Source organism: Weizmannia sp. FSL K6-3076, assembly GCF_038007245.1.
GTDB lineage: Bacteria > Bacillota > Bacilli > Bacillales > Bacillaceae_C > Weizmannia > Weizmannia faecalis.
The window spans coordinates 1,213,213-1,228,432 of sequence record NZ_JBBOWU010000001.1; the positions used below are offsets into that span (position 1 = coordinate 1,213,213).

Consider the following 15,220-nt stretch of genomic DNA (forward strand, 5'->3'; position numbering starts at 1 on the left):
TGGCAAAAACCGTTTGCTGCTGCATGATTTTGTTACTTTTAGAAATCGTTTTTCTGCAAACAAGCCTTGCCTGCGGGAATGCTATAACCAACAAAGACGCGGGGAGGCTGTTGGAAGATGCGTGAAGATCCGAAACTTTGGCTGCAATCGCTACAGGCTGAATTATCCGAGTACGAGGCAAAGCATGAACTCGTGCAACATCTGGTTCAGGAAGAATTGAAAGAGATTGAGGCGGCATTGGACGGGTTTCACGGCACCCGGAAAGTTGACCCGGGCCTTGCGGAAATCCCTGCCCTGTTGCCTGCGGACCGGCAAACCATCCTGTCATACGGCAAAGTAACCGTCCCGTACGATCTTATTCACTAGAAAAGGGAGAAAGAAATGTCAAAAAGGGCATTGCTTTTGCGCAACTTCAATCAGCAAAAATGGTTTCCGCCTAAAAGAAGCTGGCAGGAACGGGCGGACCAGATCCAGCCGTCCGTTCTTTTCACTTCCTGCTGTTTATGCTAAAATGCAGAAAGAAATATATTCCGGACCAGGCGGTATTTTGCGCCTGCCGTAAACACAGGCGGAGGAAAAGCGATTGGTTATTTTTTATTATGCGGTTGCACTCATTGTGATCATCTTGGACCAGCTGGCCAAATGGCTCGTTTTAAAAGGGATGGCGCTCGGGGAAAGCATCGAAGTGATTCCGGGTTTCTTTTTTCTCACATCGACGCGCAACACAGGCGCTGCCTTCAGCATACTGGAAGGGCAGATGTGGCTATTTTACCTCATTACCCTAATTGTCATTGCCGGCATTCTTTATTACATACAAAAATATGCGAAAGATAGGGTGCTAGTCGGCATCAGCCTCGGCCTTATATTAGGAGGGGCAATCGGCAACTTTATTGACCGCCTGTTCCGCGGCGAAGTGGTTGATTTTGTCCATTTGCGTTTCGGCAGCTATGATTTTGCCATTTTTAACGTGGCGGATGCCAGTTTAACGATTGGTGTTGTATTATTGCTGATTTCGATGCTTTTGGAAGACAGAAAGACAAAGGAGAAAACTGATGGAAAAAATGGATCACACCATTCTTGAACACGAAGCAAATGAACGGCTTGATAAAATGGTCTCTTCTATCCGGGAAGAATGGTCAAGATCACAAGTTCAGCAATGGATTAAAGATGGTGACATTACCGTAAACGGCAAAAAAGAAAAAGCAAATTACAGATTGCAAACAGGCGACTTGGTTGAAATTGAGGTGCCGGAGCCGGAATTGCCCGATATTGAACCGGAAGACTTGCATCTTGATATCTATTATGAAGATGCCGATGTGCTTGTCGTCAATAAACCAAAAGGCATGGTTGTCCATCCGTCGAATGGGCATTTTACAGGGACGCTTGTGAACGGCCTGATGTACCACTGCAAAGATCTATCGGGTATTAACGGCGTGCTCCGCCCCGGGATTGTCCACCGGATTGACAAGGACACATCCGGGCTGTTAATGGTGGCCAAAAACGATTACGCGCACGAAAAGCTGGCGGCGCAGCTCAGTGAAAAAACGGTAACCCGCAAATATTTTGCGCTTGTTCACGGCAATATTCCGCATGAAGCCGGCACCATTGACGCCCCGATCGGAAGGGACCCGGCTGACCGCCAGCGGATGGCCGTGGTCGATAACGGAAAAGACGCGGTGACCCATTTCCGCGTGCTGGAACGGTTTGACCGGTTTACGTTTATCGAATGCCGGCTTGAAACGGGGCGCACCCACCAGATCCGCGTCCATATGAAGTATATCGGCCATCCTTTGGCAGGCGACCCGAAATACGGGCCGAAAAAAACGATTGATTTCGGCGGCCAGGCGCTCCATGCTGGGGTACTCGGTTTCCGCCATCCGCGCACAGGAGAAACGCTCACATTTGAAGCACCGCTGCCGGATGATTTCGCGCATCTTTTAAACACACTCAGGCGTGGGTTGTGAGCATCATGATATAAAAAAGGATTGACAAACGGATGAAAAACGGGTAAGGTAAAAATAACTTCATAAGCCTTTTAAAGACAGTCCCGTGAGGCTGGCAAGGGAACGTTCATTTTACAAAGCCTTCCTGCCTTCGGTGCGGAAGGCTTTGATTTTTCTCGGGAGGAGACACCATGGCCCAAAAAGCGGTAGTAATGGATGAAATCATGATCCGCAGGGCGTTGACGCGGATCGCCCACGAAATCATTGAACGGAATAAAGGCATTGAAGATACGATGCTCATCGGGATTAAAACGCGCGGCATTTACCTTGCCGAGCGTCTGGCGGAAAGAATTGCGCAAATCGAAGGGCGCAAAGTCGAAGTCGGCGAGCTGGACATTACGCTATACCGCGATGATTTATCGAAAAAAACGGCAGACGGCGAACCGGAAGTAAAGGGCGCGAACCTGCCATCTAGCATCATCGATAAAAACATCGTGCTTGTCGATGATGTGCTGTATACAGGCAGGACAGTGCGCGCGGCGATGGACGCGCTGATGGATATCGGCCGCCCGAGCCGGATCCAGCTCGCGGTGCTCGTTGACCGCGGCCACCGGGAATTGCCGATTCGCCCCGATTTTATCGGGAAAAATATCCCGACGAGCCAGTCGGAAAGAATCGTTGTACAATTGACGGATGTGGACGGGCGGGACCTGGTCACAATCCACGATATGTAATCCTTTTAAGCAAGCCCTGTGAGGTTTGCAAAGGAGGTTTAAAAGCCCCTTTGTACCCTCGCGGCAAAGGGGCTTTTTCATTGAAATGAATACGGAACACCTTTTAACTGCAAGTCCGGAGAGGCTTGGAAGGGTGCCGGCCGCGCAAGGCTTTTGACTTGCCGTGCCATTTCACGCACCCTGCCATAAGCAGGGTGCTTTTTTGGCTGAAAAACAAAGGAGGATGGAACATGCAGCATTTTCTGACGATATCCGATTTGGGCAATGAGGAAATTTTGGAACTTCTGGAAGAAGCCGATGCCTTTTCAAAAGGGGCCGTATGGAAAGCGCCGGAGCCGGTTTTTGCAGCCAATTTGTTTTACGAGCCGAGCACGCGGACAAAATGCAGCTTTGAAGTGGCAGAACGGCGGATTGGCCTTGAGCTGCTTCCGTTTGAAGTCGGGGCATCAAGCGTGCAAAAGGGTGAAACATTGTACGACACGGTGAAAACATTGCAGTCGATCGGCGTCAAAGTGGTGGTGATCCGCCACCAGGAAGATGAATATTACAGGCAGCTCGCAGGGTTGGCGCTTTCGATTGTCAATGCGGGAGACGGCAGCGGCCAGCATCCGTCCCAATGCCTGCTTGATCTTTTGACGATCAAACAGGAATTCGGCGGCTTCCGCGGCTTAAAGGTGTGTATCATCGGTGATATCGTCCACAGCCGTGTTGCCAGATCAAACGCCGAAGCATTGAAAAAGCTCGGTGCCACCGTCACATGTTCGGGGCCTGTAGAATGGTTTGATCCGACCATGCATCTCCCGTACGTTCCGATCGATGACGGCGTAGCGGAAGCAGATGTCGTCATGCTGCTCCGCATCCAACATGAACGCCATCAAGAAACCGCTCATCTGACAAAAGAAGCATACCACCGCGCATACGGGCTGACGGTGGAACGGGAACGGATGATGAAACCGGGCAGCATCATTATGCACCCGGCGCCGGTCAACCGCGATGTCGAGATTGCAACTAGCCTCGTGGAATGCAGCCGGTCGCGGATTTTTAAACAAATGGAAAACGGCGTGTTTGCACGGATGGCGATTTTAAAAACGATTTTACAGAAAGAAAAAGCGGTTTTCCAGACAGCTTGAAAAATGAAAATTGCTATGGATCGCGCTATTTTGACAAAACAGAAAAGGTGGTTTGCCAAGTGGACTGGTTAATTAAAGGCGGGATGGTTTTAGATGAAAAGGGAGAATCGGTAAAGCGGGATATCCGGATCAAAGATGGAAAAATTGCGGAAACCGGCTCGGAACTGAAAGAAGCGGGCGAACAGGTATATGATGCAACGGGGCTTACGGTTCTCCCCGGGTTTGTCGACTTGCATGTGCATTTGCGGGAACCGGGGTTCGAACAGAAGGAAACGATCCGCACCGGGACGATGGCCGCGGCAAAAGGCGGGTTTACAACGGTAGCGGCGATGCCAAACACCAAACCGGTTACCGACCGGCCGGCGCGCCTTTTGTCTCTAAAGGAAAAAATCAGCCGGGATGCAGTTGTGCGCGTGCTCCCTTATGCTGCCATCACCCTTGATGAAAAAGGCGGCGAACTCGTGGATTTTGCCGGTTTAAAAGCAGCAGGCGCCTTCGCGTTCACGGATGACGGCGTCGGCGTGCAGGAAGCGGGGCAGATGCTAGCTGCGATGGAACAGGCAAAAGCACTCGGTATGGCGGTCGTCGCCCATTGTGAAGACAATTCGCTCATCCGGGGCGGCTGCGTGCATGACGGATCTTTCGCGGCGGCGCACGGGTTAAAAGGGATCCCTTCCGTATGCGAGTCGGTGCAGATCGCCCGCGACGTGTTGCTTGCAGAACATACAGGCTGCCATTATCATGTCTGCCATATCAGCACGAAAGAATCCGTCCGGGTTGTTCGTGACGCAAAACGGGCCGGCATTCCAGTGACAGCCGAAGTGACACCGCACCATTTGCTCCTTTCTGAAGACGACATCCCGGGCCCTGATGCCAACTGGAAAATGAACCCGCCGCTCCGGTCGAAAAGAGACCGCGACGCCCTTATTGAAGGCCTTTTGGATGGCACGATTGATTTTATCGCCACTGACCACGCTCCGCATACCGCGGAGGAAAAAGCAAAAGGCATTGAACAGGCGCCATTTGGCATCACCGGATTTGAAACAGCTTTTCCGCTTTTATATACACATTTTGTTGAAACCGGCATATTTACGCTAAAACAGCTTGTTGACTGGATGACAATAAAGCCGGCTAGCGTGTTCGGTCTTCCATACGGGACGCTGAAAACAGGGGCACCCGCCGATATCACGGCAGTTAACCTGGCAGAAGAAAAAACAATTGACCCGGATCGCTTTTTATCGAAAGGAAAAAATACCCCGTTTTTGGGGTGTGTATGCAAAGGCTTCCCGCAAGCCACATGGGGAAGCGGAAAACTGGTATGGGAAAAGGAGCTGGCATTGAAATGAAAAGGCAACTGCTCTTGGAAGACGGCACGGTTTTTAAAGGGGAAGGTTTTGGCAGTGAAAAAGCGGCTTACGGGGAAATCGTTTTTACAACCGGGATGACTGGTTACCAGGAGACATTAACCGACCCGTCTTTTTACGGCCAGATCGTCACGTTCACCTACCCGCTCATCGGGAACTACGGCATCAACTGGAACGATTTTGAAGCGGTAAAGCCGTATGTGAAGGGGGTCGTGGTGAAAGAAGCGGCTTCGTACCCGTCAAACTGGCGGAGCACCTTAACGCTCGATACCTTTTTAAAAGAAAAAGGCATCCCCGGTATATCCGGCATTGACACCCGGAAACTGACAAGAAAAATCCGCGCTTTCGGTACGCTCAGGGCCACCCTTTGTGCCGAAGACGAAGATCCGGAAGCCGTGATCAAAAATCTTCAAGCGAAACGAGCCATTCATGATGCCGTTGCACAAGTATCCACAAAGAAGCGTTACGAAATGGAAGGGCCCGGCAAACATATTGCCCTTGTCGATTTCGGCGCGAAAAAAAGCATTTTAACCGAACTTTCAAAACGGAACTGCCGCGTTACCGTGCTGCCGTACGATACAACGGCGGCGGACATTTTACACCTTCAGCCGGACGGGGTGATGTTGTCAAACGGCCCCGGCAACCCGAAAGATGTGTCCTGTGCGGTTGACATGGTAAAAGGCATACTCGGGAAAGTGCCGCTTTTCGGGATTTGCCTCGGGCACCAGCTGTTTGCGTTAGCATGCGGCGCCGATACGTTTAAATTAAAATTCGGCCACCGCGGTGCGAACCATCCCGTCCAGGACATCGAAACAGGGAAAACGGTGATCACCTCGCAGAACCACGGCTATGCGGTCGATGAACATTCGCTTGTCGGAACAGACCTTATCGTAACGGAACGGGCATTGAATGACGGCACGATTGAAGGGCTGGCACATCGCAAATACCCTGCTTTTACCGTCCAGTACCACCCGGAAGCATCGCCAGGCCCGCACGATTCGAACCCGTTATTCGACAAGTTTTTAACCATGGTTGAAAAACAAAAGGAGGAACAAACCTATGCCAAAACGCACTGATATCGAAAAAATTCTTGTGATCGGATCCGGCCCGATCGTGATCGGCCAGGCTGCAGAATTTGATTACGCCGGCACGCAGGCCTGCCTTGCTTTAAAAGAAGAAGGGTATCATGTCGTTTTGGTCAATTCCAATCCGGCAACGATTATGACCGATACGGAAATGGCGGATAAAATCTACATCGAACCGCTTACGCCGGCATTTGTCGCCCGCATCATCCGCAAAGAACGCCCGGATGCCCTCCTGCCGACGCTTGGTGGCCAGACCGGTCTCAACATTGCAATGGAACTGGCGAAATCCGGCATCCTTGACGAGTACGGCGTCGAAGTGCTCGGAACAAGACTGGGCGCCATCGAGCAGGCGGAAGACCGGGAAGCGTTCCGCGAACTGATGGGAAAACTTGGCGAGCCGGTGCCGGACAGCATGATCATCCATACACTCGAAGAAGCTTACCGTTTTATCGAAAAAGCGGGCTACCCGGTCATCGTCCGTCCGGCTTACACGCTGGGCGGAACGGGCGGCGGCATCTGCCGTAATGAAGAGGAGCTGATCGAAACCGTATCAGGCGGATTGCGCCAGAGCCCTGTCCACCAGTGCCTGCTCGAAAAAAGCATTGCCGGCTTTAAAGAAATCGAATACGAAGTGATGCGCGACAGCGAAGACCATGCCATCGTCGTCTGCAACATGGAAAACATTGACCCGGTCGGCGTCCATACCGGCGATTCGATTGTCGTCGCCCCAAGCCAGACGTTAAGCGACAAAGAATACCAGATGCTGCGCAATGTTTCATTGAAAATTATCCGCGCCCTCGGCATCGAAGGCGGCTGCAATGTACAGTTCGCGCTTGACCCGGACAGTTTTCAATATTATGTAATCGAAGTCAACCCGCGCGTCAGCCGTTCATCTGCGCTCGCTTCGAAAGCAACCGGATACCCGATTGCGAAACTGTCAGCGAAAATTGCAGTCGGGCTCACGCTGGCCGAGATGAAAAACCCGGTCACCGGCACTTCTTACGCCAATTTTGAACCGGCGCTTGATTATGTCGTCACAAAAATTCCGCGGTTCCCGTTCGATAAGTTTGAACAGGCATACCGCAGACTTGGCACGCAAATGAAAGCAACGGGCGAAGTAATGGCGATCGGCCGCACATTTGAAGAATCGCTGTTAAAAGCAGTACGGTCGCTTGAAATCGGCGTCCATCATTTGGAACTCGAGGAAGCATCCGGTATGGGCGTGATCGAAAAAAGGATCAAAAATGCCGGCGACGAACGCCTTTTTTACATCGCAGAAGCGCTAAGAAAGGGTGTCACGATCGGGCAGCTGCATGACTGGAGCAAAATCGACTTGTTTTTCCTTCATAAGCTGGAAAACATCATCCGCTTTGAAAACACGCTTCAGGAGGCGCAATGGGACAAAGAGGCGGCCCGGAAAGCAAAAGAAATGGGCTTTGCCGATCAGACGATTGCCGGGCTGTGGAAAACGACAGAAGAAAAAGTGTACGCATGGCGCAAAGAGAATGGCATTTTACCGGTCTATAAAATGGTCGATACATGTGCCGGCGAATTCGCATCAGAAACGCCGTATTTTTACGGTACATATGAAGAAGAAAACGAATCGGTTGTGACAAACAGAAAAAGCATCATTGTCCTCGGTTCCGGCCCGATCCGGATCGGCCAGGGAATCGAGTTTGACTATGCAACCGTCCATGCGGTGTGGGCAATCCAGGAAGCCGGGTACGAAGCGATCATCATTAACAACAACCCGGAAACCGTCTCCACCGATTTCAGCATCTCGGACAAGCTCTATTTTGAACCGCTGACGATTGAAGATGTCATGCATATCATCGATTTGGAACAGCCGGAAGGGGTTGTTGTCCAGTTCGGCGGCCAGACGGCGATCAATCTCGCGGAACAGCTCGCAAACCGCGGGGTGCGCATTCTCGGCACTTCGCTTGAAAATCTCGATCGTGCCGAAGACCGCGACAAATTCGACCATTTGTTAAACCGGCTCGGCATTAAACGCCCGCTTGGAAAAACCGGCACTTCGGCGGAAGAAGCCGTCCGAATTGCGGCCGAAATCGGCTATCCGGTGCTCGTGCGCCCGTCGTTTGTGCTCGGCGGACGGGCGATGGAAATCGTCTACCATGAAGAAGACTTGCGCCAGTATATGAAACACGCGGTGAAAGTCAGCCCGAACCAGCCGGTTTTGATTGACCGCTATGTGACAGGGCAGGAGTTTGAAGTCGATGTGATCGCGGACGGCCGGGATATTTTAATCCCGGGCATCGTGGAACATATTGAACGGGCCGGCGTCCACTCCGGCGACTCGATCGCAGTCTATCCGCCGCAGCGGCTTTCCGAGGCATTAAAAGCGGAAATGGTGGAGACGTGCCGCAAGCTTGCTTCAGAGCTTGAAATCAAAGGGTTAATGAACATCCAGTTTATCGTCTCGCACAATGAACTCTTTGTGATCGAAGTGAACCCGCGCTCAAGCCGGACGGTTCCGTTTTTAAGCAAAATTACCGATGTCCCGATGGCAAAACTCGCGATGAAAGTGATTTTAGGCGAATCGCTTGAAAATCTCGGCTATGGCACCGGCTTGAGGCCGGAAAAAGCGGAGGTGTTCGTGAAAGTGCCGGTCTTCTCTTTTGCAAAATTGAAGCGGGTGGAACCGACACTCGGACCGGAAATGAAATCGACGGGAGAAGTGATGGGTTGCGACCGTACATTTGAAAAAGCGCTGTACAAAGGGCTCGTTGCAGCAGGCATGAAGCTTTCGCCGGATGGCAGCATCCTGTTTACGGTTGCCGATAAAGACAAACCGGAAGCCCTGCCGCTTGCGAAACGCTTTGTCGAGATCGGTTTTACCTTAAAAGCAACGGCGGGAACGGCAAAATTTTTAAGGGAAAACGGCCTGGCTGTCGAAGAAGTGGAAAAAATTGGCGGCGAAGGGGCGACCGTGCTCGACTCGATCCAAAGGGGCGATGTGCAATTTGTCCTGAACACGATCACAAAAGGCCGGGAATACGAACGCGACGGCTTCCGGATCCGCAGGGAAGCAGTCGAATGCGGCATCCCGTGCCTGACTTCGCTTGATACAGCAGCAGCCATCGTATCCATTTTGGAATCGATAAGTTTTTCGATCATGCCGATGGTGCAGGGGGCAAAGCAGGCGGTGCACGCATGATCCAGGAATATATGATCGTGAAAAGCAACCGGCTCATTGCGCAGGATATTTGGGAAATGGTGCTTGCCGGCAGTTTGGTCCGGCAAATCGCCCGCCCCGGACAGTTTGTTCATGTGAAAGCGGGAAGCGGGTTTGATCCCCTGTTGCGCCGTCCGATCAGCATCGCGGCGGTGGACCGCAAAAACGGCGCGCTTACTTTGTTGTACCGGGTGCAGGGAAAAGGAACGCGCCTGATGGCAAACATGGCACCCGGCGCACGGCTCGATGTGCTCGGCCCCCTTGGCAACGGGTTCCCGGTGGACGCGCTTCGCCCCGGGCAAAAAGCGCTCCTTGTCGGCGGCGGCATCGGGGTCCCGCCGCTGTACGAGCTGTCCCGGCAGCTTAAAGCAGGCGGCGTTGAAGTCCGCCACGTGCTCGGGTTTGAATCGGCGGCCCACGCTTTTTACGTGGAGAAGTTTTCAACCCTTGCCCCGACATCCGTCGCAACGGTGGACGGTTCATGGGGGACGAAAGGGTTTGTAACGGATGTACTGGCGGCGGAGAATTGGGCATTTGACTGTTTGTACGCATGCGGCCCGGCTGCGATGCTGCGCGCATTGGAAGCGGCATACCCGGGGCAGCGCGGCTTTTTCTCGCTTGAAGAACGGATGGCGTGCGGAACCGGCGCTTGCTACGGGTGCGTCTGCCGCCCGAAAAATGACCCAACCGGCACCGCTTCGAAAAAAGTATGCAGCGACGGGCCTGTATTTGAAATGGGGGAGATCCTAATATGACCGAGTTACCTGAACACCATGATGAAAGACGGGAAGTAAAGCACCGCGTTCCCCCGGATTTGCCTGAACATCATGCTGAAAGACGGGAAATAGAGCGCCGTGTTCCCCCGGATTTGTCTGAACATCATGCTGAAAGACGGGGAATAGAGTGTCGTGTTCCCCCGGATTCACCTAAAGACCATGCCGAAAGACGGGGAATAAAGCGCCGTGTTCTTCCGGATTTGCACGTCGAACTGCCGGGCTTGTCCTTGAAAAATCCGGTCATGCCGGCATCGGGCTGCTTCGGTTTCGGGCGTGAGTACAGCCGCTGGTATGATTTGAGCGAACTGGGCGCGATCATGATTAAAGCGACAACAACAGAACCGCGCTTCGGCAACCCGGTCCCGCGGATTGCGGAAACGGAAGCCGGCATGCTGAATGCAATCGGCCTGCAAAATCCGGGGCTGGAAAGTGTGCTTGTGGAAGAGCTCCCGTTTTTACAGTCATATGATGTTCCAATCATTGCGAATGTAGCGGGCTCCACTTTTGAAGATTATGTCTACGTGTCCACCCGCCTTTCAAAAGCGCCGAATGTGCACGCGCTTGAACTCAATATTTCCTGCCCAAACGTGAAATCCGGCGGCATCGCATTCGGTACCGATCCGGAGATGGCGTTTGAACTGACACGGCAAGTAAAAGCTGTTTCGGAAGTGCCGGTGTATGTAAAACTTTCCCCGAATGTCACGGATATTGTGGCGATTGCCAAGGCAGCAGAAGCCGGCGGTGCCGACGGGCTCACGATGATTAACACACTCCTTGGCATGAAAATCGATTTGAAAACGGCGCGCCCGCTTCTCGCCAATGAAACAGGGGGGCTCTCGGGACCGGCCGTCAAACCGGTTGCTGTCCGGATGATTTACGAGGTGAGCCGGGAAGTGGATATCCCGATTATCGGCATGGGCGGTATTATGACGGCAGAAGATGCAGTGGAATTTTTATACGCCGGCGCCAGTGCAGTCGCAGTCGGTACCGCGAATTTTATTGATCCGCTCGCCTGCCCGCGCATCATCCGTGAACTGCCGGCTGTGATGGAACAGCTCGGCGCCGGAAGCATTCAAGACCTGATTGGAAGGAGCCACAAGCAGCATGCATAAACCGATCATCGCCCTTGATTTCTCGTCGGAAGAAGAAGCGCTCGTTTTTTTACAGCAGTTTGGCAGCGAGCCGCTCTATGTCAAGGTAGGAATGGAATTGTTTTACCAGGCCGGCCCTTGTTTGATTGCTGCCCTGAAAGAAATGGGGCATGACATTTTTCTTGATTTAAAGCTGCATGACATTCCGAATACAGTGGGGCGGGCAATGAAAGGGCTAGCCCGGCTTGGAGCGGATATGGTGAACGTCCATGCCGCCGGCGGTTCGGACATGATGAAAGCCGCTTTGGATGGTTTGGAAGCCGGCACCCCTGCATGGAAAAAGCGCCCGGCGATTGTCGCGGTAACACAGCTGACAAGTACTTCGGAAACGCAAATGCAAAAAGAACAAGGCATTTTAAAACCGCTGCGCGAATCAGTGCTGGATTACGCTGTGCTTGCTTATGATGCGGGGCTTGACGGCGTTGTCTGCTCCGCTTTTGAAGTCCCTGATATTACGGCGCGGCTCGGCGGGGCGTTTTTGAAAGTGGTGCCGGGCATCCGGCTGGCCGGGGATGATGCTTCCGACCAGAAACGCGTCGTTACACCGGCGAAAGCGAGGGAACTCGGTTCGACCGCAATTGTCGTCGGGCGTTCGATTACGAAAGCGCCCGACCCGTACGAAGCTTATGTAAAAGTGAAACAACAATGGGGGAACGAATAATGGAAAAATACATTGCCGGACAATTGCTTGACATTGAAGCTGTTTTTCTAAAACCCGGTGAACCTTTTACATGGTCATCCGGAATCAAATCGCCGATTTACTGCGATAATCGCATTACCTTATCCTATCCGAACCTGCGGAAAGAAATCGCCATCGGGCTGAAAAAGCTGATCGAAGCACACTTCCCGGAAACGGAAGTGGTGGCAGGCACGGCAACTGCCGGGATTGCCCACGCCGCTTTTGTCAGCGACCTGATGAACCTGCCGATGGTATACGTCCGTTCAAGTGCAAAAACACACGGCAAGGGCAACCAGATCGAAGGGCGGATTGCAGCCGGGCAAAAAGTTGTCGTTGTCGAAGATTTAATTTCAACCGGCGGCAGCGTGCTCACCGTTGTCCGCGCATTGCGGGAAGCCGGCTGCGAAGTGCTCGGCGTTGTCTCGATTTTTACGTATGAACTTCCGGCCGGGGCTGCAAATTTTGCGAAAGAAGGCATCACCGCTTACTCCTTATCGAATTACTCCACACTGCTTCAGGTTGGCGTAGAAAGGGGGCTGATCCGGGAAGAAGACTTGGCGACACTCGAGGAATGGCGGCGGGAACCGGAGGAATGGGGGAAATCCAAAAAGGGCTGAACAAGATACTTTGGTTTGCTATTAAAATATGGCAAAAGTAAGCTTACTGTTGTTTCAGAGAGGCATTTAAAAGGACAAATGAAATCGCGGGACCATAGCAAATTGTTTTTTTTGGAGTATTCAAGACAAAAAGGAGCCGCACCTAGGCCTGAAATGTTTTTTTCAAGCTGTCAAAAGGACAAAACACGCTGCATCCGGGCTCGAAATGTCTTTTTGAAGCTGCCAAAAGGACAAAACACGTTGCATCTGGTCTCGGAATGTCCTTTTGAAGCAGTCAAAAGGACAAAACGCGTTGCATCGGGGTCCAAAGTGTCTTTTTGAAGCAGTCAAAAGGACAAAACACGTTGCATTCTGGCTCGAAATGTCTTTTTGAAAGTCAAGTCCAGGTTATTGTGTAAATTTATGGGCAAATGTTTTCAACCACCCTTTCATTTTTTCGGCTTAACTTCCATGGATTTTTTTCTTCATCTCCGGGAAGGGATGTCAAATGCCTTTCAATTTGACATCCCTTCCCGGAGATGAAATCATCCATGATGGAAGTTAAGCTGAAAATGCTGCTAACTATTCTTTCCCATAAGTGACTTCCTCTTCGAGTATTCTGTATCTTGATACTGCATTAAAACGGCACCAACCAAACGAAAAGCAGATTGGGTATTAGGAAAAATGCGAATGACCCTTTCCCTTCTACGAACCTCTTGGTTAAGCCGCTCGAGGGAATTAGTACTCCGTATGTGCATACGGATATTCTCAGGAAAGTTCATGTATTGGATAGTATCTTCAAAACCTTCATCTAAAATGGCCAGGGCTTTTTCAAATCTTGCTTCTGTACCAAATTTGTTTATTAATTCATCTTTAAACTTGCGTATGTCCTCAATCGTAACGGCCTCAAACACGCGCTTAATCATCACCCGGATTTCTGCAGTATCTTTTTTGGGCAGTTTTTCAATGATATTGCGTTTAAAATGAACATTGCACCTTTGCCAAGCAGTGCCAATGAATTCCCGTTGTATTGCTTTCTGAAGGCCCATGTGAGCATCGGAAATAACGAGTTTTGGTGATTGGAGTCCACGTGATTTAAGTTGTTTAAAAAATGAACTCCAACTCTCCAAACTTTCTGCATGGTCAACGCTTAAACCCAGTATTTCACGTGTATTCTTCTCTGTAATGGCAGTCGCAATATAAACAGCCTTTGATATGACCTTATGGTGCTCCCGTACTTTTATATACATGGCGTCCACAAACACATAAGGGTAGTAGGTTGTATTCAACGGTCTCTCGGCCCAAGCATTCACAATGGGATCCAGTTTTTGCGTAAGGGAAGAGACAAACGACTTGGATACATTCTTACCGCAAAGCTGTTCTACGACATTTGTGACCTTACGGGTAGAGACGCCATTGATGACCATCTCCAACATAGAAAGGACGAAAGCTTGGTCACATCTGGCATACTTTTCAAATAAGGTAGTTGAGAATTCGCCATTACGTGTCCGGGGAACTTTTAATGTAACATTGCCGATGCTCATCAACAGCTCGCGTTCATAGTAACCGTTCCGGTAATCCCGGCGTTCAACAGCGCGTTCATAAGGGCTCGTTTTTAAATAGTCATCCCTTTCCTTTTCCATAAACTCGTTTAACACGAGGACAACCGCTGATTTAATTACCGCGTCAAGATCGGAAGTCATGATGGCTTCTTTTAAAACATCCAAATTTAAGTTAAACTGTAAGTGAGTCATTTTATCTCCTCTTTTCATTAGTTTATCGTCGTTGAAAACAGTGTTGCCAAGAGTTGATAAAATGACTCCTTCTTTTTACACAATTATACGGACTTAATCTTTTTGAAGCAGTCAAAAGGACAAAACAAGCTGTATCTGGGCCCGAAATGTCTTTTTGAAGCTGCCAAAAGGACAAAACACGTTGCATCTGGGCTCGGAATGTCCTTTTGAAGAGCTGCCAAAAGGACAAAACACGTTGCATCCGGTCCCGAAATGTCCTTTTGAAGCAGTCAAAAGGACAAAACGCGTTGCATCGGGGTCCAAAATGTCTTTTTGAACCTGCCAAAAGGACAAAACACGTTGCATCTGGGCTCGGAATGTCCTTTTGAAGCTGTCAAAAGGACAAAACAAGCTGTATCTGGGCCCGAAATGTCTTTTTGAAGCTGTAAAAAGGACAAAACAAGCTGTATCTGGGCTCGGAATGTCCTTTTGAAGCTGCCAAAAGGACAAAACACGTTGCATCCGGTCCCGAAATGTCCTTTTGAAGCAGTCAAAAGGACAAAACGCGTTGCATCGGGGTCCAAAATGTCTTTTTGAACCTGTCAAAAGGACAAAACACGTTGCATCTGGTCTCGGAATGTCCTTTTGAAGCAGTCAAAAGGACAAAAGGAGCCGTGAACTGAAACAAAATGTCCTTTTGAAGCAGTCAAAAGGACAAAAGGAGCCGTGGACCGGAGCAAATTGTTCTTTTGGAGCATCCAAAAGGACAAAAGGAGCCATTGACCGGAACAAAATGTCTTTTTGGAGTGTTCAAAAGGACAAAAATAACCGGGGAA

At 50.8% G+C, this 15,220-nt stretch carries 13 protein-coding genes; 12 read left to right on the forward strand and 1 reads right to left on the reverse strand.

Translation table 11 applies throughout. The annotated features are described in order from the left end of the window. Positions 1 to 117: 117 nt before the first annotated feature. From NSS95_RS05515 to pyrE, 12 genes are all read left to right on the forward strand, one after another. On the forward strand, positions 118 to 366 hold the full coding sequence (locus NSS95_RS05515) for a hypothetical protein (RefSeq protein WP_035189238.1): 249 nt from the start codon (positions 118 to 120) through the stop codon (positions 364 to 366). 217 nt (positions 367 to 583) lie between these two features. Continuing rightward, entirely contained in the window at positions 584 to 1,081 is a 498-nt protein-coding gene (lspA, locus tag NSS95_RS05520; protein WP_081106262.1) for a signal peptidase II, read from the forward strand. Beyond that, positions 1,053 to 1,964: an RluA family pseudouridine synthase gene (locus NSS95_RS05525; protein ID WP_035181891.1), complete on the forward strand. Its 912-nt coding sequence runs from the start codon at positions 1,053 to 1,055 to the stop codon at positions 1,962 to 1,964. Before lspA ends, NSS95_RS05525 begins: the two co-directional genes overlap by 29 nt. 170 nt (positions 1,965 to 2,134) lie before the next feature. Beyond that, on the forward strand, positions 2,135 to 2,677 hold the full coding sequence (pyrR, locus tag NSS95_RS05530) for a bifunctional pyr operon transcriptional regulator/uracil phosphoribosyltransferase PyrR (protein ID WP_061577810.1): 543 nt from the start codon (positions 2,135 to 2,137) through the stop codon (positions 2,675 to 2,677). A 230-nt stretch (positions 2,678 to 2,907) separates the two neighbouring features. Beyond that, a complete protein-coding gene (locus NSS95_RS05535; RefSeq protein WP_026685101.1) occupies positions 2,908 to 3,807 on the forward strand; it encodes an aspartate carbamoyltransferase catalytic subunit in 900 nt (299 codons plus the stop codon). A gap of 59 nt (positions 3,808 to 3,866) precedes the next feature. Next, positions 3,867 to 5,153 carry a dihydroorotase gene (locus NSS95_RS05540; RefSeq protein ID WP_014095539.1) on the forward strand — a complete coding sequence of 429 codons (1,287 nt, stop codon included), beginning with the start codon at positions 3,867 to 3,869 and terminating at the stop codon, positions 5,151 to 5,153. Continuing rightward, complete coding sequence (locus tag NSS95_RS05545; protein WP_061577811.1) at positions 5,150 to 6,247, forward strand: carbamoyl phosphate synthase small subunit; 1,098 nt, start codon at positions 5,150 to 5,152, stop codon at positions 6,245 to 6,247. The genes NSS95_RS05540 and NSS95_RS05545 overlap by 4 nt, the downstream gene beginning before the upstream one ends. Further along, a complete protein-coding gene (gene carB / locus NSS95_RS05550; protein ID WP_014095537.1) occupies positions 6,231 to 9,431 on the forward strand; it encodes a carbamoyl-phosphate synthase large subunit in 3,201 nt (1,066 codons plus the stop codon). The genes NSS95_RS05545 and carB overlap by 17 nt, the downstream gene beginning before the upstream one ends. Then, positions 9,428 to 10,204: a dihydroorotate dehydrogenase electron transfer subunit gene (locus NSS95_RS05555; protein ID WP_014095536.1), complete on the forward strand. Its 777-nt coding sequence runs from the start codon at positions 9,428 to 9,430 to the stop codon at positions 10,202 to 10,204. Before carB ends, NSS95_RS05555 begins: the two co-directional genes overlap by 4 nt. Next, entirely contained in the window at positions 10,201 to 11,337 is a 1,137-nt protein-coding gene (locus tag NSS95_RS05560) for a dihydroorotate dehydrogenase (RefSeq protein ID WP_340713832.1), read from the forward strand. The genes NSS95_RS05555 and NSS95_RS05560 overlap by 4 nt, the downstream gene beginning before the upstream one ends. Continuing rightward, a complete protein-coding gene (gene pyrF, locus NSS95_RS05565; protein WP_285958003.1) occupies positions 11,330 to 12,037 on the forward strand; it encodes an orotidine-5'-phosphate decarboxylase in 708 nt (235 codons plus the stop codon). The genes NSS95_RS05560 and pyrF overlap by 8 nt, the downstream gene beginning before the upstream one ends. Further along, positions 12,037 to 12,672, forward strand: coding sequence for an orotate phosphoribosyltransferase (gene pyrE, locus NSS95_RS05570; RefSeq protein WP_340713833.1), 636 nt, complete (start codon positions 12,037 to 12,039; stop codon positions 12,670 to 12,672). Before pyrF ends, pyrE begins: the two co-directional genes overlap by 1 nt. A 557-nt stretch (positions 12,673 to 13,229) precedes the next feature. Here pyrE and NSS95_RS05575 read toward each other — a convergent pair. Then, positions 13,230 to 14,405: an IS256 family transposase gene (locus NSS95_RS05575; RefSeq protein ID WP_017551449.1), complete on the reverse strand. Its 1,176-nt coding sequence runs from the start codon at positions 14,403 to 14,405 to the stop codon at positions 13,230 to 13,232. Positions 14,406 to 15,220 lie beyond the last annotated feature (815 nt).

Excerpts from the sequence above, each read along its gene's own strand:
- NSS95_RS05515 (WP_035189238.1), top strand. The coding sequence starts at position 118 with ATGCGTGAAGATCCGAAACTTTGGCTGCAATCGCTACAGGCTGAATTA.
- NSS95_RS05525 (WP_035181891.1), top strand. The coding sequence starts at position 1,053 with ATGGAAAAAATGGATCACACCATTCTTGAACACGAAGCAAATGAACGG.
- pyrR (WP_061577810.1), top strand. The coding sequence starts at position 2,135 with ATGGCCCAAAAAGCGGTAGTAATGGATGAAATCATGATCCGCAGGGCG.
- NSS95_RS05535 (WP_026685101.1), top strand. The coding sequence starts at position 2,908 with ATGCAGCATTTTCTGACGATATCCGATTTGGGCAATGAGGAAATTTTG.
- NSS95_RS05545 (WP_061577811.1), top strand. The coding sequence starts at position 5,150 with ATGAAAAGGCAACTGCTCTTGGAAGACGGCACGGTTTTTAAAGGGGAA.
- carB (WP_014095537.1), top strand. The coding sequence starts at position 6,231 with ATGCCAAAACGCACTGATATCGAAAAAATTCTTGTGATCGGATCCGGC.
- NSS95_RS05555 (WP_014095536.1), top strand. The coding sequence starts at position 9,428 with ATGATCCAGGAATATATGATCGTGAAAAGCAACCGGCTCATTGCGCAG.
- NSS95_RS05560 (WP_340713832.1), top strand. The coding sequence starts at position 10,201 with ATGACCGAGTTACCTGAACACCATGATGAAAGACGGGAAGTAAAGCAC.
- pyrF (WP_285958003.1), top strand. The coding sequence starts at position 11,330 with ATGCATAAACCGATCATCGCCCTTGATTTCTCGTCGGAAGAAGAAGCG.
- pyrE (WP_340713833.1), top strand. The coding sequence starts at position 12,037 with ATGGAAAAATACATTGCCGGACAATTGCTTGACATTGAAGCTGTTTTT.
- NSS95_RS05575 (WP_017551449.1), bottom strand. The coding sequence starts at position 14,405 with ATGACTCACTTACAGTTTAACTTAAATTTGGATGTTTTAAAAGAAGCC.